The following is a 22712-nucleotide window of genomic DNA, read 5'->3' as shown; positions in this document are numbered from 1 at the left end:
ATCAGCACCATGGACGACGCTTTTTTCCACCCGGTTTCGGGGTTCGACCTGCCGCGTTTCGCCGGCATTCCCACCTTCATGCGGCTGCCGCATGTGGCACTGGACGACCCGCAGCTGTCGCAGGTGCAGATCGGGCTGATCGGCGCGCCCTGGGATGGCGGCACCACCAACCGCCCCGGCCCGCGCCACGCCCCACGCCAGCTGCGCGACATGTCTACCATGATCCGCGCGGAAAACGGCGCCACCGGCGTGCGCCCGTTCGAACGCCGCCGCTGCGCCGATCTGGGCGATGTGGCGCCCAACCCGGCGGACCTGGCCGACAGCATGACCCGGATGACCCGGTTCTACGAGCGGGTCCGCGCGGCGGGGATCACGCCGCTGACCGCGGGCGGCGATCACCTGTGCAGCCTGCCCATCCTGCGGGCGCTGGCCGCCGACGGCTCGCTGGGGATGATCCATTTCGACAGCCACACCGATCTCTTCCACAGCTATTTCGGCGGCACGATGTACACCCACGGCACCCCCTTCCGCCGCGCCGTCGAAGAGGGCCTCCTCGACCCGCACCGCGTCGTGCAGATCGGCATCCGCGGCACCGCCTATGACCGCGAGGATCGCGAGTTTGCCGAAAGCGTGGGCATCCGCGTCATCGCGATCGAGGAATTCTTCGACCGCGGCGTCGCCGACGTGATGGCCGAGGCGCGCCGCATCGTCGGAGATGCGCCCACCTACGTCAGCTACGACATCGATTTCATCGACCCGGCCTTTGCGCCCGGCACCGGCACGCCGGAAATCGGCGGTCCGAATTCCTATCAGGCGCTTCAGGTGGTGCGCGCGCTCAAGGGCATGAACATCGCGGGCGCGGATCTGGTCGAGGTCTCGCCGCCCTTCGATCCGTCGGGCGGCACCGCCTACCTGGGCGCGTCGATCATGTTCGAGATGCTGTGCATCATGGCGCAGGACGGATAGGCTAGGGCACCGGCCCGCAGGCTGTTTCTTCTTGGTGAAAATACTCGGGTCCCACCCTCTCAAGGGGTCTCGAACACGGGAACGAAGCTCGCCGACGCCAGGGCGTTATCGACGAGCTCGCGGTTGACTCCGCCTGCTCGATACCGGCGCGATCGACCAGCTGGATACGCGGACCGGCAGCCTTCATCGGCACCCAGGATCTGGGGCAGGAGATGCAGCGCGCGCTGTCCTCCACCGATGTCGGCAAGGGGCTGGTGCTGGGTCTGGCGGTGGCATTCACGGGGCTGATGGTGGACCATCTGGTCACCGTCTGGGCGCGGCGGCGCAAGCAGGCGCTGGGGCTGGAGTGAGCCTGCGCGCCTGGCGTGGTGCCGACCGGGCGCCCTCGGCGTGACGGTGGCGCTAAGTGCGATTGGTGATGCCCTCGGCAAAGCCGTGCACGCGCGCCTTGTAGCGTTTCGTCAGCTTTTGCCGCGCCAGCCGCGCCGATTGCAGGATCAGCCGCGCCGACAGGTTGCGCGGCTTCAGCTCCGTCGTCACGCGCATCCGCGTGCGGGTGGGCGTCAGCACGACCAGCTCGACCTCCAGCGCGATGTCGAAGCCGTCGGACTGGCCCGCGACCTTCAACAGATGCGGCGCATCGCTCGCGGTGACCAGCGCGTCGAAATTGCGGGTCTTGCCGCGCAATTCAGCCTTGCCGACCCAGCGCGCGCCCAGCCCGTCGGCACCGCCCTTTTCGATGCGCTCGATCTCGATCCCGCGGCGCATGGCAGAGCGTTCGAAAGCCTCGAAATCGCTCACGCGGTCAAAGACGGACCGGATCGGCGCTTCGACGTCTTCCTTGGTGCTGAACTGCATCGGTGCCCCTTTCTGATAACCCGGCCCTCTGATGATCCGGCTTTTGGTGATCCGGCAAGGTAGCGATTAATCCAGACTGTCCGCAAGCCAGTTGGACAGGATGAACTGTGCAATCGACCCCTTGCGGGCAGGCAGGACATCGCGGCGGTTTCCCGCGAAGACCTCCGCCAGCTCCTCGCGGGTGATCCAGCGCGCATCCTCCAGCTCCTTGGGGTCGACCTCTATGTCCTCCGACAGGGCGTCGCCGCGGCATCCGAGCATCAGCGACGCGGGATAGGGCCAGGGCTGGCTGGCCAGGTAGCCGACCGCGCCGACGGCGATGCCCGCTTCCTCCTGCACCTCGCGCCGGACCGCGGCCTCGATCGTCTCGCCCGGCTCGACGAATCCGGCGAGCAGGGAATACATCCCCTCGGGCCAGCCGTGAGAGCGCCCCAGCAACACGCGATTGCCGCGCGTGATCAGCATGATCACGACAGGATCGGTGCGCGGAAAATGGATCGCCCCGCAGGCGGGGCAGGAGCGCTGCCATCCCGCGTGGCACAGCCCGGACCGCGCGCCGCAGCGCGCGCAGAACCCATGGCCGCGATGCCAGCCGAAAAGCGCGCGCGCCGTCGCGGCGGTTTCGGCGTCCCTAGCGGAGAGGTCGGCCATGACATTGCGCAGCTCGACGAATTGCAGCGTCTGCGGCAGGTCCGGGTGGCATTGCCGGGTGAGATCGAAAAAACCGTCCGGTTCGGGCGTCGCCTCCTCCGGCTGCCAGTCCGCCAGCTCATGCGCGAAAAGCCCCGCGCCGCCCTCGTCGCGGCCCAGGAACAAGGGCGGCTCCAGCCCCGTCAGAACCGGGTGCCCGGCGCGCAGCCATGCGACAGCGCCCGCGGCCAGATCCAGCAGCGGCTTGCCCTGCCACATCAGCATCGTGCGGGCACCGGCGGCACGATAAAGCGCCGACACGGCAACGGCATCACCGCGCAGGGCATCGGCGCGGTCGAGCCCCGAGCCACCGAAGGTTACGGCCTCGGCGTTCATCATTGTCTCACCATCGTGTGCCACTCATCTCCGCCCTCGCCTTTCGGTTGACTTCACGTCGCGTAACCTCTCGCATAATCATCTATGAATTTTTGCAAATACGCTTTATTAAAAATTTTATTCAGTCGAATCTTTTTCACGTCGGGGCCCGCACCGTGAACTACCTCTCATCCCAGTCGATGACACAGCAAGGCGCGTGCGTCTCGCTATGGATTCTGGCAACGACCGATCTGCATATGCACGTCTTTCCCTATGATTACTACACCACCACCCCCGCGCCCGGAACCGGACTCAGCACGGCGGCGCGGCTGATCCAGCATCTGCGCGGCGAGGCCGCCAACAGCCTGCTGGTGGACGGGGGCGATCTGATCCAGGGCAACCCGCTGGGCGATTACGTGGCAAGCTGCAAGGATCTGCGCAACGGTCAGCTGCATCCCGTCATCGCCGCCATGAACGCGCTGAAATATGACGCGATGACCTTGGGAAACCATGATTTCAACTACGGGCTGCCCTTTCTCGAGGCCACGGTGGCCGGTGCCGATTATCCGGTGGTCTCGGCCAATGTCATCCGGCGCGCCGGCGCCACCGCGCGCTGCGACCAGGGGCTCGTCGCGCCCTTCGCGCTGCTGGACCGCTGCCTGACGGATGAGACGGGGCAGGCGCATCCGATCCGCGTCGGCGTGATCGGGCTGACCCCGCCGCAGATCGTGAAATGGGACCGCGACCACCTGCGCGGTTCGGTCGTGACCCGCGACATCGCCGAAGCCGCCAAGGCGCATGTGCCCGTGATGAAGGAAGCGGGCGCCGACATCATCATAGCGCTGTGCCATTCCGGCATCGGCGAACCCGCGCCTGACCACATGGCGGAAAACTCCGCCATCTCGGTCGCGCGCGTGCCGGGTATCGACGCGATGGTGATGGGGCACAGCCACCAGGTCTTTCCCGGGCGCGGATTTCGCGATCACGGGGGGCTCGTCGACGGGATGCGGGGCACCATCTGCGGCAAACCTGCGGTCATGGGGGGCTTCTGGGGCTCGCACGTCGGGGTCATCGATCTGGCCCTGCGCCCCGAGGCCGGCGAGTGGCGGGTGGTGGGCCATAGCAGCGCCGCCCGACGGGTCGTGCGCAGGACCGAGCTGCGCGCGGCCGGGCCGTCAGCCGACACACCGCTCTGCCTCGCCGGGGCGCGGCCCAGGACGCTTGCGCGTCCGGGCGCCCCGAACCCCCTGAGGGAGGTGCGCCGGATGCACCGCGAGGTGATCGCGCATTGCCGCCAGCCGGTGGGACGCCTGGGCACGCGCATGACCTCCTATTTCGCGCGGGTCGCGCCGAATGAGGTGGTACAGCTGACCGCCGATGCGCAGAAATGGTTCGTGGCGCGGGCGCTGGCGAACACCGAGCTCGCGGGAGTGCCCCTGTTGTCGGCCTCCGCGCCCTACAAGAGCGGCGGGCGTGCCGGACCGGATTTCTACAACGACATCCCGGCAGGCCCGCTTTCCCTGCGCCACATGAGCGACATGTGCCTTTTCCCCAATCAGATCCGCGCCGTGCGGCGGACGGGCGCGCAGCTGCTGGACTGGCTGGAACGCGCGGCCGGGCAATTCCGCACCATCGTGCCCGGCGGCGCGGATCAGTGCCTGCTGGACCCGGAATTCCCGGTCTACAACTTCGACTGCATCGACGGGCTCGGCTATGACATCGACCTGACACAGCCCGCCCGTTTCAGCCCTTTCGGCAAACTTCTGAACCCGTCCGCCAGCCGTATCCGAAACCTTCGGCACCGCGGCTTTCCGGTCCGCTCGAAAGATGAATTCGTGCTGGCGACGAACAACTACCGCGTGTCGGGCGGCGGGGCCTTCGCGGGGGTCGCCGATCGTGACGTCGTTTTCGAATCGCGCGAGTTGAGCCGTTCGGTGCTGGAAAAATACGTGCGCCATTTCGAGCTGGTAGAGCCGAGAACACCCCATGCGGGATGGCGATTCGCGCCCCTGCCCGGCACAAGCTGCATCTTTTCCACAGGCAGGGGGGCGCGCCTGTCGGGCTGCGCCCCGCCCGACGGCGTCAGCCTGCTTGAGACCGCACAGGAGGCAGGCCAACAGGACATCTACCGGATTTCGCTTTGACGTGCCCGTGCGCCCGTTGCGCGGGTGACGGGTTGCGAATCCGGCCGGATCTGCCTATGTACCGCGGTGAGAGGTTGGCGCGGGCAAACGCCTCGCCAACCCGGTCAGGTCCGGAAGGAAGCAGCCGCAACGAGATCCGTTTGGGTCGTGTTCAGCCTCTCACCTCCCCTCCATTCTGTCGCCGCACCGGGCGCCGCCAGGTCCACCCGATCTGGACCTCGCGCCCGCGCGTCCTAAGACCAGCCCATGAACGATGCGGAAGACAGGACCGAGAGCCGCAAGAAATGGGCGGAAAACCGCACTGACTGGGCGGAGGATCGGACCATTCTCGCCAGTGAGCGTACCTTTGCGGGCTGGCTGCGCACCGGCATGTCGAGCGTGGCGCTGGCTCTCGGGATGAAGGTCATATTCGGTAATTTCGACCCCACATGGGGCGCCAAGGCGGTCGCCACGATCTTTATCGCGATCGCGCTTTACATTTTCTGGATGGCGCGGCGTCAGGCGTGCCGAACGCTGTCGCGCATGCAAGCCCATGACAGCAAGGCCCAACCCGTTACCCGCGTGCGCATCATGAGCTGGTCGCTGTCGGCGGGCACCGTTGCGACGGGCGTGGCGCTCTGGCTGCTGTGACGGGCGCGGCGGCGGCGCTGGACGCGCTGGCCCGCACACTCTAGTTTCGGCGCGGGATCATAACGCCGAGGACAAAGATGAGCGACGAGACCGACAGCGGCTATCAGGTGCTGGCGCGCAAATACCGTCCGGCCACATTCGCCGATCTGATCGGGCAGGATGCGATGGTGCGCACGCTCAGGAACGCTTTCGCCGCCGACCGGATCGCGCAGGCCTTCATCCTGACGGGCATCCGCGGCACCGGCAAGACGACGACCGCGCGCATCATCTCCAAGGGGATGAACTGCATCGGCCCCGACGGGCAGGGCGGCCCGACGACGGAACCCTGCGGCGTCTGCGAGCATTGCGTGGCCATCGCCGAGGGGCGCCACGTCGACGTCATGGAAATGGACGCCGCATCGCGCACCGGCGTCGGCGACATCCGTGAAATCATCGACAGCGTGCATTACCGGGCCGCCAGCGCGCGCTACAAGATCTACATCATCGACGAGGTGCACATGCTGTCGACCAGCACGTTCAACGCGCTGCTCAAGACGCTGGAAGAGCCGCCCGCGCATGTGAAATTCATCTTCGCGACGACCGAGATCCGCAAGGTGCCGGTGACGGTGCTGTCGCGCTGCCAGCGGTTCGACCTGCGCCGGATCGAGCCCGAGGTGATGATCGCGCATCTGTCCGCCATCGCGCGCCGCGAACAGGCCGCCATCGCCGAGGATGCGCTGGCGCTGATCACGCGCGCCGCCGAAGGCTCGGTGCGCGACGCGATGAGCCTCATGGATCAGGCGATCAGCCACGGCGCGGGCGAAACCACCGCCGAGCAGGTCCGCGCCATGCTGGGGCTGGCGGACCGCGGCCGGGTGCTGGATCTGTTCGACCTGATCATGCAGGGCGATGCGGCCGGCGCGTTGCAGGAACTGTCCTCGCAATATGCCGATGGCGCCGATCCGGTGGCGGTGCTGCGCGACCTGGCCGAGATCACCCATTGGGTGTCGGTCATCAAGATCACGCCGGAGGCCGCAAACGACCCCACCGTCGGCCCCGACGAGCGTGCGCGCGGCCAAGGCATGGCCGAGCGCCTGCCGATGCGGGCCATGACGCGGATGTGGCAGATGCTGCTGAAGGCGCTGGAGGAGGTCGCCGCCGCGCCCAATGCGATGATGGCCGCGGAAATGGCTGTGATCCGGCTTACGCATGTGTCCACCCTGCCCTCGCCCGAAGAACTGATCGCCACGTTGCGCAAGGCACCGCAGCCCGCGCCGGATGGTGGCGGCGGCAGTGGTGGCAGCAGCGGCGACGGCGCGCAGGCCTCCGCCCCCCGGGGCGCGGAAACCCTCCGGCCGCAGGCGGCACCGCAGGGTCAGACCGGCGTATCGGCGCAGGGCGCCACCGGCGCGCAGGGCCAGACGGCCGCGCTTGCGCAGGCATCCGACACCGCCCTGGCGCATTATCCCACGTTCGAACGTGTGGTGGATCTCATCCGGGCCAACCGTGACGTCAAGCTGCTGGTCGAGGTCGAAACGACCCTGCGCCTGGCCCGTTACAGCCCCGGCCGGATCGAGTTTCAGCCCACCCCCGCCGCGCCGCGCGATCTGGCGCCCCGGCTGGCGCAGCGCCTGCAAGCCTGGACCGGCGTGCGCTGGGCCGTCACCCTGGTGACCGAAGGCGGCGCGCCCACGATTGCCGAGCTGCGCGACGCCGAGCGCGCACAGATGGAGCGCGACGCCCGCGAGCATCCGCTGGTGCAGGCCGTGCTGCTGGCGTTTCCGAAATCGACCATCACCGCGATCACCCCCGCCCGCCAGATAGAGGCCGAAGCCGCCTTGCAGGCCCTGCCCGAAGTCGATGAGGAATGGGACCCGTTCGAGACCGACTGAACGGACGGGCCGGGCCGCAAGACAGCAGGGGCCTTGAGCGGGCGCGCGGAAAGCGCATATCAGACGCATGAACGAGACATGAAAACGAAAGGCGGAACGATGCTTAAGGGATTAGGCGGCTTGGGCGACATGGGCAAGATGATGAAGGCGGCCCAGGAAATGCAGGACAAGATGGGTCAGATGCAGGAAGATCTGGCCGCGATGACGGTCGTGGGCGAATCCGGCGCCGGCATGGTCAAGGCGACCGCCACCGCCAAGGGAGAGCTGACCGCGCTGGACATCGATCCTTCGATCTTCAACGCCGACGACAAGGAAGTCGTCGAGGATCTGATTCTCGCCGCGATCAAGGACGCCCAGCAGAAGGCGGGCGAAAAGCATCAGGAAGAAATGGCCAAGCTGACCGAAGGAATGGGCCTGCCCGCGGGCATGAAGCTGCCGTTCTGAACGGGTCGTCAGCATCCGGGCCGATATGCGGGCCATCAACGGGGCCAGCAACTGGGCCAGAAACCGGGCCAGCAACCGGGCCAGCAGCCAGGGGGGCCGCGCCATGAACGATTCGAACCGCGACATCGAGGCGCTGATCGACATGATGGCGCGGCTGCCGGGGCTGGGCCCCCGGTCGGCGCGGCGCGCCGTTCTACATATGATCAAGAAGCGCGGCCTTCTGCTGGGACCGCTGGCGGAGGCGATGCAGCGCGTCGCGGACACCGCCCGCGAGTGCGTCAACTGCGGCAATATCGGCACGGGCGATCTGTGTGAGATCTGCGCCAACAACGCGCGGGCGAACGGGCAGATCTGCGTGGTCGAGGATGTGGCCGACCTGTGGGCGATGGAACGCGGCAAGGCCTTCAAGGGGCGCTATCACGTCCTGGGCGGCACGCTTTCGGCACTGGACGCGGTGGGGCCGGACGATCTGCGCATTCCGCGCCTTCTGGACCGGCTGCCGGGCGAGGACGTGAAGGAGGTCATCCTGGCGCTCAACGCCACCGTCGACGGGCAGACCACCGCGCATTACATCGCCGATCAGCTGGGCGACAGCGTCACGGTGACGTCGCTGGCGCAGGGCGTGCCCATCGGCGGAGAGCTCGATTACCTCGACGACGGGACGATCTCGGCCGCGCTGCGATCCCGGCGCACCTTCTGAACGCGCAGCCGACGGCGCGCGTCCCTCAAAACACCCCGGCCGCCGCCAGCCCCAGCGCGGGATCGGGCGCGCCGGTGACGGTCTGTGCAGCCAGACGCCCCAGCTCATCGGAACATTTCGCACCCCGGCCACAGCCTCCCACGGCCACGCAGGCGTGCTCCGACACCCGGTCGATCAGCGGCTGGTCCGCGGCCGTATAGGTCAGGATGCAGGGTTGATGATGCACCGATCTGATCGCGAGATCCGGCATGCGCGCGCGGATGTCGGCCTCAAGCTCTGCCGCGACATGGGGGCTGCCGCCGGACTGGAACCAATCGCGCGCGGCGGCGGCATCGGGCAGAACGATATCGGCGCGCTCCCCGCCCAGTTTCAGATAGATCCGCCCGTCGGGATAGCGGATCGGCGGCAGCAGATAGGGGTCCTGCCCGTCGGGCGTGCGCACGATCAGCGTCGGCATCGCCGCGAGGCGCCCGGCCTCCTCTGCGTCGACCTCGAAATAGGCGACGGTGCGCGCGAAAATCCGCAGCGGCAGCGCGGGAAACACGAGCATGTTGGTAAACCCGCCCGCCGCGATCAGCACCTGATCCGCCCTGATGTGCTGCCGGTCGGTCACGATCGTCACCCCGGCGTCGTGCTGTTCGACGGCGACCACCATATCGCGCACCACGCGGGCGCCGTGGCGCGCCGCGGCGGCGCATTGCGCCTCTACCAGCTTGCGGGGGCTGATATGCCCAGCGCCCCGCGCCTCGTAAAAGCCGGTGTGGCCGAGCGCGAAGCGGAACCAGGGAAAGCGCGCGGCAAGCGCATGGTCATCCAGCACCTCGGCCGCGATTCCGGCGGCTGCGCGCACGGCCGCGGCGCGGGCGACGAAGGCGCTGTCGTCTCGCCCCACCATCAACGATCCGGTTTCGGTGAAGAAGGAAATGCCGCTTTCGGATTCGATTTCGGCGTAGCGGGCGATGGAGGCGCGGCTCACTTCGCTCCAGAACGAGCTCGCGTCCATCGCGCGGGTGATGCGCCCCTCGTCGTAGTGGCTGCCGAAAACGCCGGGGTGATCGGATTTCCGCGCAGGCTCATCCGGGCCGATCAGGATGACATCCTCGCCGGAGCCGGCCAGATGACGCGCCGCCGCCGATCCGATCATCCCCCGCCCGACGACCGCAATTACCATCGCTTTTTCCTGCCCTTGCCCTCTATGCGCCCAGTATGCGCCCAGCCTTGGAAGACGCTATCCGACAGCGACGCGAATGCAAGACCCCGGCACATGGAAATGTGCCGGGGTCAGGGCCTGCGCCAAAGGGGCGGATCGCCGCGCCGCACCGGCGCGCGCAATGGATCAGGACGTTTCGTCGTCGTCCTCGGCGTCGGCATCGCTGCCGCTGGGCAGGTTGAAAAAGCTGTCCGCGTCGCGGGGGTCGCGGCTGTCGTCCTCAATCTCATCATCGGTATCGGTGAGGGTGAAGGTTTCCAGCCCCGAGATCGCGGTCGGCATCCGCGGCTCCGGATCCATCCCGAGCGATTGCTCGGTCGAGACCAGCCGACGGCGTTCGTCGTCGGTCATCACGTCGCCTTCGCGGGACTTCTTGGCGGCCGCCTTCTGCACGGCGGCGTCAAGCTCGGATTGCTTGCACAGCCCCAGCGCGACGGGATCGATCGGCTGGATCTGGGAAATATTCCAATGCGTGCGGTCGCGGATCGCCTGGATCGTCGGCTTGGTGGTCCCGACAAGCTTGGCCACCTGGCTGTCGGCCAGTTCGGGGTGGAACTTGACCAACCACAGGATGGAGGCAGGCCGGTCCTGACGCTTGGACAGGGGCGTATAGCGCGGCCCGCGGCGCTTTTCCTCGCCCACGGCGGCGGCGTTGAACTTCAGCTTCAGCTTGTGGCTGACATCCTTTTCCGCCTTGTCGATTTCCGACTGTTCAAGCTGGTTGTTGGCGATCGGATCGAACCCTTTCACGCCGGCGGCCACATCGCCGTCGGCGATGCCCTGGACCTCGAGCTCATGCAGATCGCAAAAATCGGCGATCTGTTTGAAGCTGAGCGTCGTGTTATCGACCAGCCAGACAGCGGTCGCCTTCGCCATGATCGGTTTTGCCATGATCGGGTCTCCTTTCACACAACTCTCCCGTGCCGGGAAAACGGCCGTTCCAGTTGGAACCTTACCTCGTTTTCAGGGAGATTGCGGGTTATATAATCGCCTCAAAGCCCGGTGGAAAGAGCAAATGCAGCCATCCGACCGGCCGAACGGCCCCCGGGGCCATGCCCTGCCGACCCCCTTGCCCGCGCAAAGGGTTTGAAACGAAAGCGGGCTGCGGCGAAAATCACCGCGTCCGCGAAACATCAGAAAAGGAAGTTGCGTCCATGATCAAGGAATTCCGGGAATTCATCGCGCGCGGCAACGTGATGGATATGGCCGTCGGCATCATCATCGGGGCGGCCTTCACCGCCATCGTCAATTCGATGGTCAAGGATCTGATCAACCCGATCATCGCCGTGTTCACCAACGGGATCGATTTCACCAACATGTTCGTCGTGCTGGGCAGCGGCAAATACGACAGCCTGGCGGCCGCGCGGGAGGCGGGCGCGGCGGTATTCGCCTACGGGGCGTTCGTGAACGCCGTGATCAATTTCCTGATCGTGGCCTTCGTGGTCTTCGTGCTCGTCAAGGCGGTGAACCGGGTCAAGCAGGCCCATGAGGTCCGGGCAGAGGCCGAAGCCACCCCGCAGGCCCCCGCGGGCCCGACGGAAAAGGAGGTTCTGATCGAAATCCGCGACGCGCTCCTCAAACGCTGAGCGCGCACCATCGCTCGGCGCCCGGTTTCCATGCCGGTCTTGCCGCCGACCGGGGGTTCGGGCAATAACGTCCTGGCTACAGTCTACTGGAGGAAAATATGCGGAAATTGATAATCATTGCAGTGGTCCTCCTGGTCGCGCTGTGGGGATGGTGGACCTCGCGCCCGGTCGAGGAGCAGGCGCAAAAACCGACCGAAGGCGCGGCGATCGCATCGGTCACCGTCCCCGACAACATCACCGGGCAGGCGGCGCTGGGAAAAAACATCTTCAACGCGAAATGCGCGGTCTGCCACGGCAAGAACGCGGCCGGGCAGGAAGGTATCGCGCCGCCACTGGTGCACAAGATCTACGAACCCTCGCATCATGCCGATGCGGCATTCCTGATCGCGGCGCAGAACGGCGTGCGGTCACATCACTGGAACTTCGGCAACATGCCCCCGGTCGAGGGTGTGACCCCCGCCGACATCAAGTCTGTGGTCGCCTATATCCGAACCTTGCAGCGGGCGAACGGAATCAACTGACCTGTGGGATCGGGGCCGCGCGCGAACGGCGCGGCCCCGATCCCGGTCAGGCAGGCAGAGTTCAGGCAGCCTTCAGCAGGGTCTGCGGCGCCGTGACGTCCAGCCCCAGCGCCTTGCCGACCGCGTCATAGGTCAGCTGCCCGGCATGGACATTCAGCCCGGCCAGCAGATGCGGATCGTCCGCACAGGCCTGACGCCAGCCCTTGTCCGCCAGATCCAGCAGGAACGGCATCGTCGCGTTGCCCAGCGCGATGGTGGAGGTGCGCGCGACCGCGCCCGGCATATTGGCCACGCAGTAATGCATGACGCCGTCGACCTCATAGATCGGGGCTTCGTGGGTGGTGGCGCGCGATGTCTCGAAGCAGCCGCCCTGATCGATCGCCACATCCACGATCGCCGCGCCCGGTTTCATGTCCGACAGCTGCGCCCGGCTGATCAGCTTGGGCGCGGCCGCGCCCGGCACCAGAACGGCCCCGATCACCATATCGGCCCCGGCCAGCAGATCGGCGGTATTGCCCGCGCTGGCATAGCCGGTCTTGAACACACCGCCGAAGACATCGTCGAGATAGCGCATCCGCGGCAGCGACCGGTCCAGCACGGTCACATCCGCGCCCATGCCCGCCGCGATCCGCGCGGCATGGGTTCCCACGACGCCGCCGCCGATCACCAGCACCCGCGCCGGGCCGACACCGGGCACGCCGCCCATAAGAACACCGCGGCCGCCGTTGGCCTTTTGCAGGGTCCAGGCGCCCATCTGCGGCGCCAGACGGCCCGCGACCTCCGACATGGGGGCCAGCAGCGGCAGGCCGCCGCGCGCGTCGGTCACGGTTTCATAGGCGATCGCGGTGCAGCCGCTGGCCAGCAGATCGCGCGTCTGATCGGGATCGGGCGCCAGATGCAGATAGGTGAACAGCACCTGGCCTTCGCGCAGCATCCGACGCTCGGCGGCCTGGGGCTCCTTGACCTTGACGATCATGTCGGCGGTGGCAAAGATCTCTGCGGCGGTGTCGCAGATCCGCGCGCCCGCGTCGGCATAATCGGCGTCCGAGAACCCCGACCCCGTGCCTGCGGCGGTTTCGATCAGAACGCTGTGGCCATGCGCAACGGCCTCGCGCGCGGCATTCGGGGTCATTCCGACCCGGAATTCCTGCGGCTTGATCTCTTTCGGACATCCAATGATCATGTGATCCTCCCTTATTGATCCCACGATGGCGCGGCGTGCGGCGAATTGTTTTGAAATATTGCCCGCGAAACGGCTATCCTGCGCAAGATCCGCCGCCATAATGACACCACTACCGAAGGATTTTGCGCCCTATGGAAATCGACCACATGGATCGCGCGATTCTGCGGGTGCTGCAACGGCAGGGACGGATTTCCAACGCGGAGCTCAGCGAAAAGGTCAACCTGTCGCCCTCGGCATGCCACAGGCGGGTACAGCGGCTGGAAACCTCGGGGCTGATCGCAAGCTATGTCGCGCTGCTTGACCCGCGCAGGGCAGAGCGCCCGACCACGGTTTTCGTCGAAATCGCGCTGAGCGGTCAGGCCGAGGAAGGGCTGGACGCCTTCGAAAAGGCGGTGGCGCGCATCCCCGACGTGCTGGAATGCCACCTGATGGCGGGGCGCGCGGATTACCTGCTGAAGGTCGTCGCCCGCGACAGCGAGGATTTCGCCCGCATCCACCGGCAGCATCTGGCAAAGCTGCCCGGCGTGGCGCAGATGCATTCCTCCTTCAGCCTGCGCACCGTGTGCGAGACGACCGCACTTCCGATCTGACCGAGGGTGCCGTGACAGGCGCGGCCGCCGCGACGCAGACGAAAAAACCCCCGGGCATCGCCGCGGGGGTTCGTCCATGACGGGGTGACCCGCCGGTTCGCAAAGCCTGAGAGGAGCCTAGAGCCCGCCCTCGCGCTGCGCTTTCTTGCGTGCGAGCTTACGGGCACGGCGAATCGCTTCGGCCTTTTCGCGGGCGCGCTTTTCGGAGGGTTTCTCGTAATGTTGCTTGAGCTTCATTTCACGGAAAACGCCTTCGCGCTGCAGCTTTTTCTTCAGGGCACGAAGCGCCTGATCGACGTTGTTGTCGCGAACACTTACCTGCATCTGGTGTCACCACCTTTCTAAGTTAGAGTTGCGTAGACGTGCAGGAGGTGGCCGTATAGCAAAGCCGCATTACCTTGTCCACCAAGCAGAAAACCGGAGGGACGGAGATGACCCCGACCAACGACAAGATCACCGATGCGCTGCTGGACGCGGCCCTGCCTCATGTGCCCTTCGACGGCTGGAGCGAGACGACATGGCGCGCCGCGCTGCGCGACGCGGGGGTGGATGCCGATCTCGCCCGTGCGATGCTGCCGCGCCGCGCGCTGGACCTGGCGCTGGCCTTTCATCGCCGGGGCGACGCGCAGATGGTGGCCAGGCTGGCCACCGAGGATCTGAGCACGATGCGGTTTCGCGACCGCATCGCCCACGCCATCCGCCTGCGGCTCGAACTCGTTGCGCCGCACAAGGAAGCGGTTCGCCGGGGCGCCACCCTCTTCGCGCTGCCGCATCATTCCGCCGACGGTGCGCGGGCGTTGTGGTCCACGGTGGACGCCATCTGGATCGCGTTGGGAGACAGCTCGCAGGATTACAATTGGTACACCAAGCGCGTCAGCCTGTCGGCGATCTATGCCGCGACACTGCTGTTCTGGCTGGGCGATGACAGTGCCGATTACCACGACACCTGGGATTTTCTCGACCGGCGCATCGACAACGCGATGCAAGTCGAGAAGACCAAGGCGATGATCGGCGACAACGCGGCGCTGCGGCCGCTGCTGGCGGTGCCGCAATGGCTGCTGGGCCGGGTCCGCGCGCCATCGCGCGATCGGTTTCACGAGATGCCCGGCGCGATGACCCCAGGCACCGCAGGACCGGACACCAACACAAAGGCCCAATGACTTCATGATGAAAGCAGTCGAAATCACCGAACCCGGGGGGCCCGAGGTTCTACGCATCACCGAACGCCCGATGCCCGAGGCGGGCCCCGGCCAGATCGTGGTCAAGATCGCCTATGCCGGCGTGAACCGCCCGGACGCGCTGCAACGCGCGGGCGCCTACGCTCCGCCACCGGGCGCCAGCGACCTGCCGGGGCTGGAGGCCGCGGGAACCGTCCATGCCATCGGCGAGGGCGTGTCCGAATGGCAGGTGGGCGACCGCGTCTGCGCGCTGCTACCCGGTGGCGGCTATGCGCAATATGTGGCGACCCCCGCCGCGCACGTCCTGCCCGTGCCCGAAGGCATGGATCTCAAACAGGCCGCCGCCCTGCCGGAGACCTATTTCACCGTCTGGAGCAACGTGTTCATGCGCGGCAATCTTCAGGCGGGCGAACGGTTTCTGGTGCACGGCGGCTCCTCGGGCATCGGCACCACGGCGATCCAGCTTGCCACGACCTTCGGCGCGCGCGTCTTCGCCACCGCGGGCACCCAGGACAAGCTGCGCGCCTGTCTGGATCTGGGCGCCGAACGCGCGATCAACTACAAGAGCGAGGATTTTGTCGAGATCGTCAAGGCCGAGGGCGGCGCGAATCTGATCCTGGACATGGTCGGCGGCGACTATATCCCGCGCAACGTGCGGGCGCTGGCCGACGACGGGCGGCTGGTGCAGATCGCCTTTCTTTCCGGCCCCAAGGCGGAGCTGAATTTCGCACAGGTGATGATGCGCCGCCTGACGATCACCGGATCGACCCTGCGCCCCCAATCGGATGCCGCCAAGGCGGGGATCGCGCGCGAGCTGCATGAAAAGGTCTGGCCGCTGCTGGCCGAAAAACGCCTCGGCCCGGTGATGGACAGCTGTTTCGCGCTGAAAGACGCCAGCGCCGCGCACGCGCGCATGGAAAGCTCCGCCCATATCGGAAAGATCATGCTGGAGGTCGAATAGCCGCCACCGGGCCTCAGGACTTGATCCGCCGCGCCAGCGCGGTGTCCAGCTGTTCGGCCTCCGGCGCGGGCTCATCCGCCGGATAGAGCCCGCCGAGCAGGCTGCGCACCTCCTCTATCTCGGTGCGCAGGAAACTGCCCTGGTTCACCTGCCGCATCAGCAAATCCGCCTCCTGCTTGAGCAAGCTGCGCACCTTTTCATGCGCCAGCTCATCCAGCCGGCGCAACGAGCGCGCCACCGAGGTCGCCATCAGAAAGTTCGAGCCGAGCGTGTTGCGGATCGGTCCGAAAACCGTCTCGATCAGATCGGCGACCGACAGGCCCGGCAGGTAGACGCGCGGCGTGCCCTGCGCGTCGTGATAGAACCGCGCGTCCAGATTCTCCGCCACCGGCCTGCGCAACCCGCTGGTCATCCGGTCCAGACAGGTGATCGCGGTGAAGGTGTCGTTGATCCCGGGCGAAAGGGCGCGCAAGGCGATCTCCACCAGCAACCGCAAGGAAAAATCGACGGTCTGCGCCTGCGACCGGGCGAGATTCACCGAAAATGCCCGGCGCAGCGTCTGAACGCCATCCTCGTCCAGCGGCGCCTCGCCCAGCACGTCGATCAGCGGCGCGTCGCGCAGCACGAACTGGCCGATCGACACCCGGAACCGCAGGCGCAGATCCCTTTCGCAGGCGAAATCCGCCAAGCTGTCGGTATCGATACGCCCGAGATAGCCACTGGTCACCGACTTCAGCGTCTGCATCGCCGCACCGTCGAATTTGCGCGCCATGCTTTCGCTGGTGCCGTCCATCAGCTGATCGACCTCCTCCGTCAGCGCCTGACCGATCTTGCCTATTTCCTCGTCAATGGTGACGTTGCTCGCCACGTGGCGCACGAAATAGATCAGCTGCGCCACGCATACAGCCGCCAGCAACGCCGTGACCGCCAGCGTCACGGCGGGAACGAAATCGGGCCGGGTGAAGAAGATCCCGTTCAAAGCGAACAGGAACGTGCCGCCGAACACGCCCGCCGTGATCTGGATCGTCGCCTCGGAGGTGAAGCGCTGCAACAGCCGCGGCCCGATCGTGCCCGCTGCCAGCGTGAACACCACCAGCGTCAGCGAATAGGCCAGCGACAGCGCGGTGATCGCCCCGCCCGCGACAGCCGCCAAAAAGGTCGAGGCCGCATCGTAGGGCGGCACCCAGAAGAACTGGTTCAGATCGATGGTCTCAAGCCAGGCGTCGACGAACACCAGGCCGAACCCCAGCCCGAGTATCCCGGTCGCGATCACGGCCGGAAGGGTGAAGAAGATCGCGACCGGCTTGTCCAGCTTCAGGGCGGTCGCGAGCTTGAAAAGGCGCGTTGACAGCGTGTCGATCATCCAGGGGGTCCTATCGGATAGCGCGGCTGGGGTTGAACCTACACCGAACGCGGCGCAGGTCCAGCGGCAGCGGACCCCGGCAGCCGGTCAGCCGGGCAGCCTTCCGTCCAGCACGTAGCGCAGGATCTGCACCACCTGCGCGGGCGCGTCGACGACCGCCAGCGCGGCCGCGTCGACCTCCTTCAGCGCGTGCTGGTGATCGGACCCGTGCATCACGATCAGCGATTTGCCCAGCGCCGCCGCATAGCCCGCGTCGAAGGCCGCATTCCACTGCTTGTATTTCTCGCCGAAGCGGACGACGACGATATCCGCGCCTTCGATGCCGCGGCGGGTGCGGATCGCGTTAAGCTGCGCCCCCTTGCGATCGTGCCAGAACTTGGATGTCTCCGCGCCCATGATCGCCACGCCGCAATCATCGGACGCCGCGTGATCGGTGACGGGCGCGTCGAAAACCACATCGAGCCCCTCGGCCCCTTCGGTGATCTGCTCGCGCCAGTCGGTATGAATCTCGCCCGACAGGTAAACCTTCAAAGTCATCGCGCCACTCCTCATTGTCGCAAAAATATCCCCGCCGGAGGCGGCCGCACGTCAGCCGCGCAGAACGCCGCCGGTCGCTGCCGTCACCTTTTCCACGATCTTCGCGGAAACGGCCTCGATATCGCTTTCCTTCAGGGTCCGGTCGCGCGGTTGCAGCCGTACGCTCAGCGCCAGCGATTTCTTGCCCGCGCCCATCTGCTCGGCGGCACGCGCGCCGGTGAATTCGTCGAACACGCGCACGGTCTCGATCAGGGCCTTGTCGGCGCCTGCGGCGGCATTGACCAGCGCCGCGGCCTCGACCCCCTCGTCGACGACAAAGGCGAAATCACGCTCCACCGCCTGCAACTGCTGCATGTCGAGCGCGGGGCGCGCGGTGCCTTTCGCGCGCGGAAGGGGAATTTCCCCCGGCGTGAGCGTGAAGGCCACGACCGGCCCTTTCACGTCGAGATCGCGCAGCACGCGGGGGTGCAATTCGCCGAATGTTGCCAGCGTCTTTTTCGGGCCGAGACACAGGCGCCCGTGCCGTCCGGGGTGCCACCATTGGGCCCCTTCGCGCAGCACCTGCGTTTTCGCGGGCGCGCCCAGCGCATCCAACACAGCGTCCAGATCGGCGCGCGCGTCGAAAAGATCGACCGGGCGGCGACCGCCGTGCACGCCGCGCGGAACGCGGTCGCCCAGCAGGATGCCCGCCACCTGAAGCCGCTGCTCGCCCGGCTCGCCGCCCGAAAAGACGGGGCCGACCTCGAACAGCGCCAGATCGGCAAAGCCGCGCGCCTGGTTGCGCGCCGCCGCGCGCAGCAGACCGGGCAGCAGCGACGGGCGCAGGTGGCTCATCTCTGCGGAAATGGGATTTTCCAGGCGAGTTCCATCATCGCCGCCGCCGAACAGTTCCGCCGCCTGACGGTCGATGAAGCTGTAGGTGACGCATTCGTTATAGCCCAGCGCCGCGCACATGCGCCGCGCCGCGATTTCGCGCCTCTGGGCCGGAGTCAGGATCGGTTGCGGAACGCCCTCGGCGGCGCGGCGCATCGGCTTGCCCTCAAGCCGCGTCAGCGAGGCGACGCGCGCCACCTCCTCCACCAGATCGGCCTCTCCGGTGACGTCGGGGCGCCAGCTGGGCACCGTCGCCATGTCGCCGTCCAGCACGAAGCCCAGATCGGTCAATGTCTGCCGCTGGGTGTCGGCGGGAATGTCCATGCCGACCAGCGACACCACCCTCCGCGCATCGAGGCGATAGGCGCGCGCGGCGTCGGGCACCGATCCGGCAGTCACCACTTCGGAGGGCGCACCACCGCACAGATCCAGGATCATCGCGGTCGCCAGGTCCAGCCCGTCGGGGGTGAAAGCCGGGTCGACCCCCCGCTCGAACCTGTAGCGCGCGTCGGAGTTGATTTTCAGCGCCCGTCCCGCATGGGCGATGGCGACGGGGTTCCAATAGGCGGATTCGACGAAGACATCGACGGTCTGCTCCGACACGCCGGTCGCGGCACCGCCCATGATCCCGGCCAGGCTTTCGACCCCCTGCTCGTCGGAAATCGCCATCATTCCCGGCACCAGCGTGTACTCCTTGTCGTCCAGCGCGGTCAGCACCTCGCCGCCTTGCGCGTAATGCACGCGCAAATCGCCTTTGACCTTCCGGGCGTCGAACACATGCAGCGGCCGGTTGGCATCGAAGGTGAAGAAATTGGTGATATCCACCAGCGCGGAAATCGGCCGCAGCCCGATCGCCTTCAGCCGTTTTTGCAGCCATTCGGGGCTAGGTCCGTTGCGCACGCCCTTGATCAGGCGGCCGCAGAACACCGGGCAATCGCCGGCCTGCCGCACATCGTCGTCGATGCTGACATTGATGGGCGACGGAAAACCCCCTTCGACGGCGGGGATCTGCCGGTCGATCAGCCGACCCAGACCGCGGGCGGCCAGATCGCGCGCGATGCCATGCACCCCCAGCGCGTCGGGGCGGTTGGGGGTGATCGCGATCTCGATCACCGGGTCGTTCATGTCGCGGTAGTCGATGAACCGCGAGCCCAGCGGCGCATCCTGCGGCAGGTCGATGATGCCGTCGTGATCGTCCGACAGCATCAGTTCGCGTTCCGAACACAGCATTCCGTTCGATTCCACACCCCGGATCACGCCGGGTTTGAGATCGACGCCGGTTCCCGGCACATGCGTGCCCACGGGGGCAAAGACCCCCACAAGCCCGGTCCGCGCGTTTGGTGCGCCGCAGACCACCTGAACCTGCTCGACGGGGCCATCCGGGCCTTCGGGCCAGGTGTCGACCCGGCACAGGCGCAGCCGGTCGGCGTCGGGGTGCGGTCCGGCCTCCGCCACACGGCAGATCCGAAAGGGGCCCAGCGTGTCGGCGGGATCTTCGACACCCTCCACCTCGAGGCCCAGATCGGTCAGGGCATAGAGGATATCCTCCAGCGGGGCTTCGGTTTCCAGATGATCCTTCAGCCAGGAAAGCGTGAACTTCATGGGGTGCCTTTACCTTGTCGCGTAGCCGTCGTGCGGGTCTCGAGGTGGAGTTTCCGGGGTGCGGTTTCGCGCCGTCTTAGTCGAATCCGCACGCCGGGGAAAGAGCGCCCGCAATGCGCCCTGATTGCGCCACAATGCGGCGCCGGAAACAGCACAGCCCGCCTTTGCGCCATTGTTTCGCCTTATTTGCCTTTTTTGCCCTATTTTGGCCACAGTCTCGCGCGATTGTGGACACATCGGCTGTGGGGGCTGATTCTGATAGGACCAATTGGAAACCAGACCCATGTTTGCCGCATTTTTCAGGTATTCTATATCTCTGACACGTCCCGCATTGTTCATGCTGGCGATCGTCATCGCGTTGTCACTGATTTCGGCCAATACGCAACGCGCGGGTGCATCGCTGACCTGCCGCGGGGTGACCCCGATCGTGGAGATCAACCGCGTGTTGTGCATTCTGTCCCCGGCAAATCTGTTCGACGGCCGACGGAAAAAGCTTTTTTAGCACCAAAGTCTTTGCAAGCAGCCGGGCCGGGGTCGCGCAAGCTGCCCCGGCCTATTTCCCGACCTATTTCGTGACGGGGACGCGGCGGCAGCCTTGGCCGCCGGGGCTCAATCTTCCTGTTCTTCGCGGTCCGCCAGCTTGTTTATCTCGCCCATCCGGTACAGCGTCAGCTCCCGCGCCAGACGCAGCGACGGCTTGATCAGGAAAAACACAGACCCGATGACGAACAGCCAGATCGCCGGGGTCTGCATGCTTTCAAAGAAAAACATCACCGACCCGATCAGAAAGCTGATCGCGGCGATGAAATCCGCCGCCGTATGGGCCAGCTCATAGCGCGCATAAACGCGGCGGCTGCGTTCCGATTTCTGGCGGTTTTCGTGGTGAAACAGCGGCTTCATCGGTTCAGTCCGCCATGCAGGGTCGGCCGGTCCAGCGCGAAAAAGCCGTAGTGCCGCAGCCAGCGCAGATCCGAATCGAAAAATGCGCGCAGATCCGGGATGCCGTATTTCAGCATCGCGATCCGGTCGATACCCATGCCAAAGGCGAACCCCTGCCATTTATCGGGATCGATCCCGCCTGCGCGCAGCACCTTGGGATGCACCATGCCGCTGCCCAGAACCTCCATCCAGTCGTCGCCCTCGCCGATGCGCAGCTGGCCGTCGACCCAGGAACACTGGATATCGACCTCTGCCGAAGGTTCGGTGAACGGGAAATGCGAGGCGCGGAAGCGGGTCTTCACCTTGGTGCCGAAATAGGCGGTGAAGAACTCCTCCAGCACCCATTTCAGATTGGCCATCGAGATGTCGCGATCCAGCGCCAGACCCTCGATCTGATGGAACATCGGCGTATGCGTCTGGTCGTAGTCCGCGCGATAGACCCGGCCGGGACAGATGATGCGGATGGGCGCGCCCTGCGCCTCCATGCTGCGGATCTGCACCGGGCTGGTGTGGGTGCGCAGCACATGCGGGGGGCGCTCGTCGTCCGGCGCGCGGTGCATGTAGAAGGTGTCCATCTCGCCCCGCGCGGGGTGATGCGAGGGGATGTTGAGCGCGTCGAAATTGTACCAGTCGGATTCCACCTGCGGCCCCTCGGCCACGGCAAAGCCCATGTCGGAAAAGATCGCGGTGACTTCCTCCATCACCTGGCTGACGGGATGGATCGTGCCCTGCGCACGGGGACGGCCCGGCAAGGTCACATCAAGCCACTCGCCGCGCAGCCGCTCGTCCAGCGCGGCATCGGCCAACGCGGCCTTCTTGGCGGCGAGGGCGGAGTTGATTTCCTCCTTCAGGGCGTTCAGCTGCGGGCCGACCTGCTGGCGCTGCTCGGGGCTCATCTTGCCCAGTTCACGCATCTTCAGGCTCACTTCGCCTTTTTTGCCGACAGCTTCCAGCCGCAGCGACTCCAGCGTGGCTTCGTCGTCCGCCGCGGCGATGGCTTGCAGGTATTTGTCGCGCAGATCGTCCATCTGAGGCCCTTCCGAGTGGTTGGGCGTTCTGCTACCACACAGCCCCCCGAATGCAAGGGCGGGGCGTGTCGGCCGTCATGTCCGCACCCATGCCACTCAACAGGAAAAAGCCCCGCCGGAGCGATCCGGCGGGGCTTTCATGACGGGTTTCGGACCGGCCTCAGGCCAGCGCGGCCTTGGCCTTTTCCACGATCGCGCCGAAGGCGGCGGGCTCGTGCACGGCCAGATCGGCCAGAACCTTGCGGTCCACCTCGACACCGGCCAGCGACAGACCGTTGATGAAGCGCGAATAGGTCAGCGCCTCGTCGTGGCTGCGCACGGCGGCGTTGATCCGCTGAATCCACAGCGCGCGGAAGTTCCGCTTGCGGTTCTTGCGGTCGCGCGTGGCGTATTGGTTGGCCTTGTCGACGGCCTGCGTTGCGGTGCGGAACGCGTTGGAGCGGCGGCCGTAATAGCCTTTCGCTGCCTTGATGACCTTCTTGTGACGGGCGTGAGTGGTCGTGCCACCTTTAACTCGGGACAT

Annotated in this window: 25 protein-coding genes and 1 other RNA gene; 14 read left to right on the top strand and 12 right to left on the bottom strand. The window is 66.3% G+C overall.

The genetic code is table 11. The annotated features are described in order from the left end of the window. Window positions 1-9: 9 nt before the first annotated feature. Together ACU0BR_RS06450 and ACU0BR_RS06445 are read left to right on the top strand one after the other, a co-directional pair. The gene (locus ACU0BR_RS06450; protein WP_446156026.1) at window positions 10-966 is read left to right on the top strand and encodes an agmatinase; all 957 of its coding nucleotides are present in this window, start codon (window positions 10-12) and stop codon (window positions 964-966) included. 212 nt (window positions 967-1178) lie between these two features. Beyond that, the gene (locus ACU0BR_RS06445; protein ID WP_446156025.1) at window positions 1179-1316 is read left to right on the top strand and encodes a hypothetical protein; all 138 of its coding nucleotides are present in this window, start codon (window positions 1179-1181) and stop codon (window positions 1314-1316) included. Window positions 1317-1368: 52 nt separating this feature from the next. Here the strand turns inward: ACU0BR_RS06445 and ACU0BR_RS06440 are convergent, their stop codons facing one another. Next, window positions 1369-1824, bottom strand: coding sequence for an SRPBCC family protein (locus tag ACU0BR_RS06440; protein ID WP_446156024.1), 456 nt, complete (start codon window positions 1822-1824; stop codon window positions 1369-1371). A gap of 66 nt (window positions 1825-1890) precedes the next feature. Beyond that, the gene (nudC, locus tag ACU0BR_RS06435) at window positions 1891-2853 is read right to left on the bottom strand and encodes an NAD(+) diphosphatase (protein ID WP_446156055.1); all 963 of its coding nucleotides are present in this window, start codon (window positions 2851-2853) and stop codon (window positions 1891-1893) included. 152 nt (window positions 2854-3005) lie between these two features. Between nudC and ACU0BR_RS06430 the strand changes: the two genes are divergently transcribed. The 6 genes from ACU0BR_RS06430 to recR all read left to right on the top strand — a co-directional run bounded on the left by ACU0BR_RS06430 (window position 3006) and on the right by recR (window position 8618). Then, window positions 3006-4973 (top strand): bifunctional 2',3'-cyclic-nucleotide 2'-phosphodiesterase/3'-nucleotidase, encoded by a 1968-nt coding sequence (locus tag ACU0BR_RS06430; RefSeq protein WP_446156023.1) that lies wholly within the window; start codon window positions 3006-3008, stop codon window positions 4971-4973. 67 nt (window positions 4974-5040) lie between these two features. Continuing rightward, window positions 5041-5138, top strand: an RNA gene (gene ffs / locus ACU0BR_RS06425) — signal recognition particle sRNA small type. Window positions 5139-5219: 81 nt separating this feature from the next. After that, a complete protein-coding gene (locus ACU0BR_RS06420) occupies window positions 5220-5603 on the top strand; it encodes a DUF202 domain-containing protein (protein ID WP_446156022.1) in 384 nt (127 codons plus the stop codon). 77 nt (window positions 5604-5680) lie between these two features. Further along, window positions 5681-7474, top strand: coding sequence for a DNA polymerase III subunit gamma/tau (locus tag ACU0BR_RS06415; RefSeq protein WP_446156021.1), 1794 nt, complete (start codon window positions 5681-5683; stop codon window positions 7472-7474). Window positions 7475-7573: 99 nt separating this feature from the next. Then, the gene (locus tag ACU0BR_RS06410) at window positions 7574-7918 is read left to right on the top strand and encodes a YbaB/EbfC family nucleoid-associated protein (protein WP_446156020.1); all 345 of its coding nucleotides are present in this window, start codon (window positions 7574-7576) and stop codon (window positions 7916-7918) included. A 103-nt stretch (window positions 7919-8021) separates the two neighbouring features. Then, the gene (gene recR / locus ACU0BR_RS06405) at window positions 8022-8618 is read left to right on the top strand and encodes a recombination mediator RecR (RefSeq protein ID WP_446156019.1); all 597 of its coding nucleotides are present in this window, start codon (window positions 8022-8024) and stop codon (window positions 8616-8618) included. A 25-nt stretch (window positions 8619-8643) separates the two neighbouring features. Here the strand turns inward: recR and ACU0BR_RS06400 are convergent, their stop codons facing one another. Then, the gene (locus ACU0BR_RS06400) at window positions 8644-9789 is read right to left on the bottom strand and encodes an FAD-dependent oxidoreductase (protein ID WP_446156018.1); all 1146 of its coding nucleotides are present in this window, start codon (window positions 9787-9789) and stop codon (window positions 8644-8646) included. 165 nt (window positions 9790-9954) lie between these two features. Next, window positions 9955-10719, bottom strand: coding sequence for a DUF1013 domain-containing protein (locus tag ACU0BR_RS06395; protein ID WP_446156017.1), 765 nt, complete (start codon window positions 10717-10719; stop codon window positions 9955-9957). 263 nt (window positions 10720-10982) lie between these two features. Here ACU0BR_RS06395 and mscL point away from each other — a divergent pair, with 263 nt between their 5' ends. Together mscL and ACU0BR_RS06385 are read left to right on the top strand one after the other, a co-directional pair. Further along, window positions 10983-11414: a large conductance mechanosensitive channel protein MscL gene (mscL, locus tag ACU0BR_RS06390; RefSeq protein ID WP_446156016.1), complete on the top strand. Its 432-nt coding sequence runs from the start codon at window positions 10983-10985 to the stop codon at window positions 11412-11414. Window positions 11415-11512: 98 nt separating this feature from the next. Next, window positions 11513-11935 (top strand): c-type cytochrome, encoded by a 423-nt coding sequence (locus ACU0BR_RS06385; protein ID WP_446156015.1) that lies wholly within the window; start codon window positions 11513-11515, stop codon window positions 11933-11935. Between the two features lie 61 nt (window positions 11936-11996). Here the strand turns inward: ACU0BR_RS06385 and ald are convergent, their stop codons facing one another. Further along, window positions 11997-13118 carry an alanine dehydrogenase gene (ald, locus tag ACU0BR_RS06380; protein WP_446156014.1) on the bottom strand — a complete coding sequence of 374 codons (1122 nt, stop codon included), beginning with the start codon at window positions 13116-13118 and terminating at the stop codon, window positions 11997-11999. 131 nt (window positions 13119-13249) lie between these two features. Between ald and ACU0BR_RS06375 the strand changes: the two genes are divergently transcribed. Further along, window positions 13250-13708 (top strand): Lrp/AsnC family transcriptional regulator, encoded by a 459-nt coding sequence (locus tag ACU0BR_RS06375; protein ID WP_446156013.1) that lies wholly within the window; start codon window positions 13250-13252, stop codon window positions 13706-13708. A gap of 117 nt (window positions 13709-13825) precedes the next feature. On the opposite strand, the gene rpsU is transcribed toward ACU0BR_RS06375, so the two are convergent. After that, window positions 13826-14032, bottom strand: a complete 207-nt coding sequence (rpsU, locus tag ACU0BR_RS06370; protein WP_446156012.1) for a 30S ribosomal protein S21 — start codon at window positions 14030-14032, stop codon at window positions 13826-13828. Window positions 14033-14139: 107 nt separating this feature from the next. Here rpsU and ACU0BR_RS06365 point away from each other — a divergent pair, with 107 nt between their 5' ends. Then, complete coding sequence (locus tag ACU0BR_RS06365) at window positions 14140-14868, top strand: COQ9 family protein (protein ID WP_446156011.1); 729 nt, start codon at window positions 14140-14142, stop codon at window positions 14866-14868. Between the two features lie 4 nt (window positions 14869-14872). Continuing rightward, window positions 14873-15847 carry an NAD(P)H-quinone oxidoreductase gene (locus ACU0BR_RS06360; protein ID WP_446156010.1) on the top strand — a complete coding sequence of 325 codons (975 nt, stop codon included), beginning with the start codon at window positions 14873-14875 and terminating at the stop codon, window positions 15845-15847. Window positions 15848-15860: 13 nt separating this feature from the next. On the opposite strand, the gene ACU0BR_RS06355 is transcribed toward ACU0BR_RS06360, so the two are convergent. The 3 genes from ACU0BR_RS06355 to pheT form a co-directional block, all read right to left on the bottom strand. Beyond that, window positions 15861-17210, bottom strand: a complete 1350-nt coding sequence (locus ACU0BR_RS06355; RefSeq protein ID WP_446156009.1) for a DUF2254 domain-containing protein — start codon at window positions 17208-17210, stop codon at window positions 15861-15863. An 87-nt stretch (window positions 17211-17297) separates the two neighbouring features. Next, window positions 17298-17747, bottom strand: coding sequence for a YtoQ family protein (locus tag ACU0BR_RS06350; protein WP_446156008.1), 450 nt, complete (start codon window positions 17745-17747; stop codon window positions 17298-17300). 51 nt (window positions 17748-17798) lie between these two features. Beyond that, the gene (pheT, locus tag ACU0BR_RS06345; protein WP_446156007.1) at window positions 17799-20222 is read right to left on the bottom strand and encodes a phenylalanine--tRNA ligase subunit beta; all 2424 of its coding nucleotides are present in this window, start codon (window positions 20220-20222) and stop codon (window positions 17799-17801) included. 337 nt (window positions 20223-20559) lie between these two features. Here pheT and ACU0BR_RS06340 point away from each other — a divergent pair, with 337 nt between their 5' ends. Continuing rightward, window positions 20560-20724: a hypothetical protein gene (locus ACU0BR_RS06340; RefSeq protein ID WP_446156006.1), complete on the top strand. Its 165-nt coding sequence runs from the start codon at window positions 20560-20562 to the stop codon at window positions 20722-20724. Between the two features lie 107 nt (window positions 20725-20831). Here the strand turns inward: ACU0BR_RS06340 and ACU0BR_RS06335 are convergent, their stop codons facing one another. The 3 genes from ACU0BR_RS06335 to rplT all read right to left on the bottom strand — a co-directional run bounded on the left by ACU0BR_RS06335 (window position 20832) and on the right by rplT (window position 22712). Then, window positions 20832-21122 carry a YrhK family protein gene (locus ACU0BR_RS06335; protein WP_446156005.1) on the bottom strand — a complete coding sequence of 97 codons (291 nt, stop codon included), beginning with the start codon at window positions 21120-21122 and terminating at the stop codon, window positions 20832-20834. Next, window positions 21119-22189 (bottom strand): phenylalanine--tRNA ligase subunit alpha, encoded by a 1071-nt coding sequence (gene pheS, locus ACU0BR_RS06330; protein ID WP_446156004.1) that lies wholly within the window; start codon window positions 22187-22189, stop codon window positions 21119-21121. The genes ACU0BR_RS06335 and pheS overlap by 4 nt, the downstream gene beginning before the upstream one ends. A 160-nt stretch (window positions 22190-22349) precedes the next feature. Beyond that, complete coding sequence (gene rplT / locus ACU0BR_RS06325) at window positions 22350-22712, bottom strand: 50S ribosomal protein L20 (RefSeq protein ID WP_446156003.1); 363 nt, start codon at window positions 22710-22712, stop codon at window positions 22350-22352.

The organism is Brevirhabdus sp. (genome assembly GCF_052826345.1).
The sequence above is the reverse complement of the archived record's forward strand: the minus strand, read 5'-3'. Positions and strand labels throughout refer to the sequence as shown.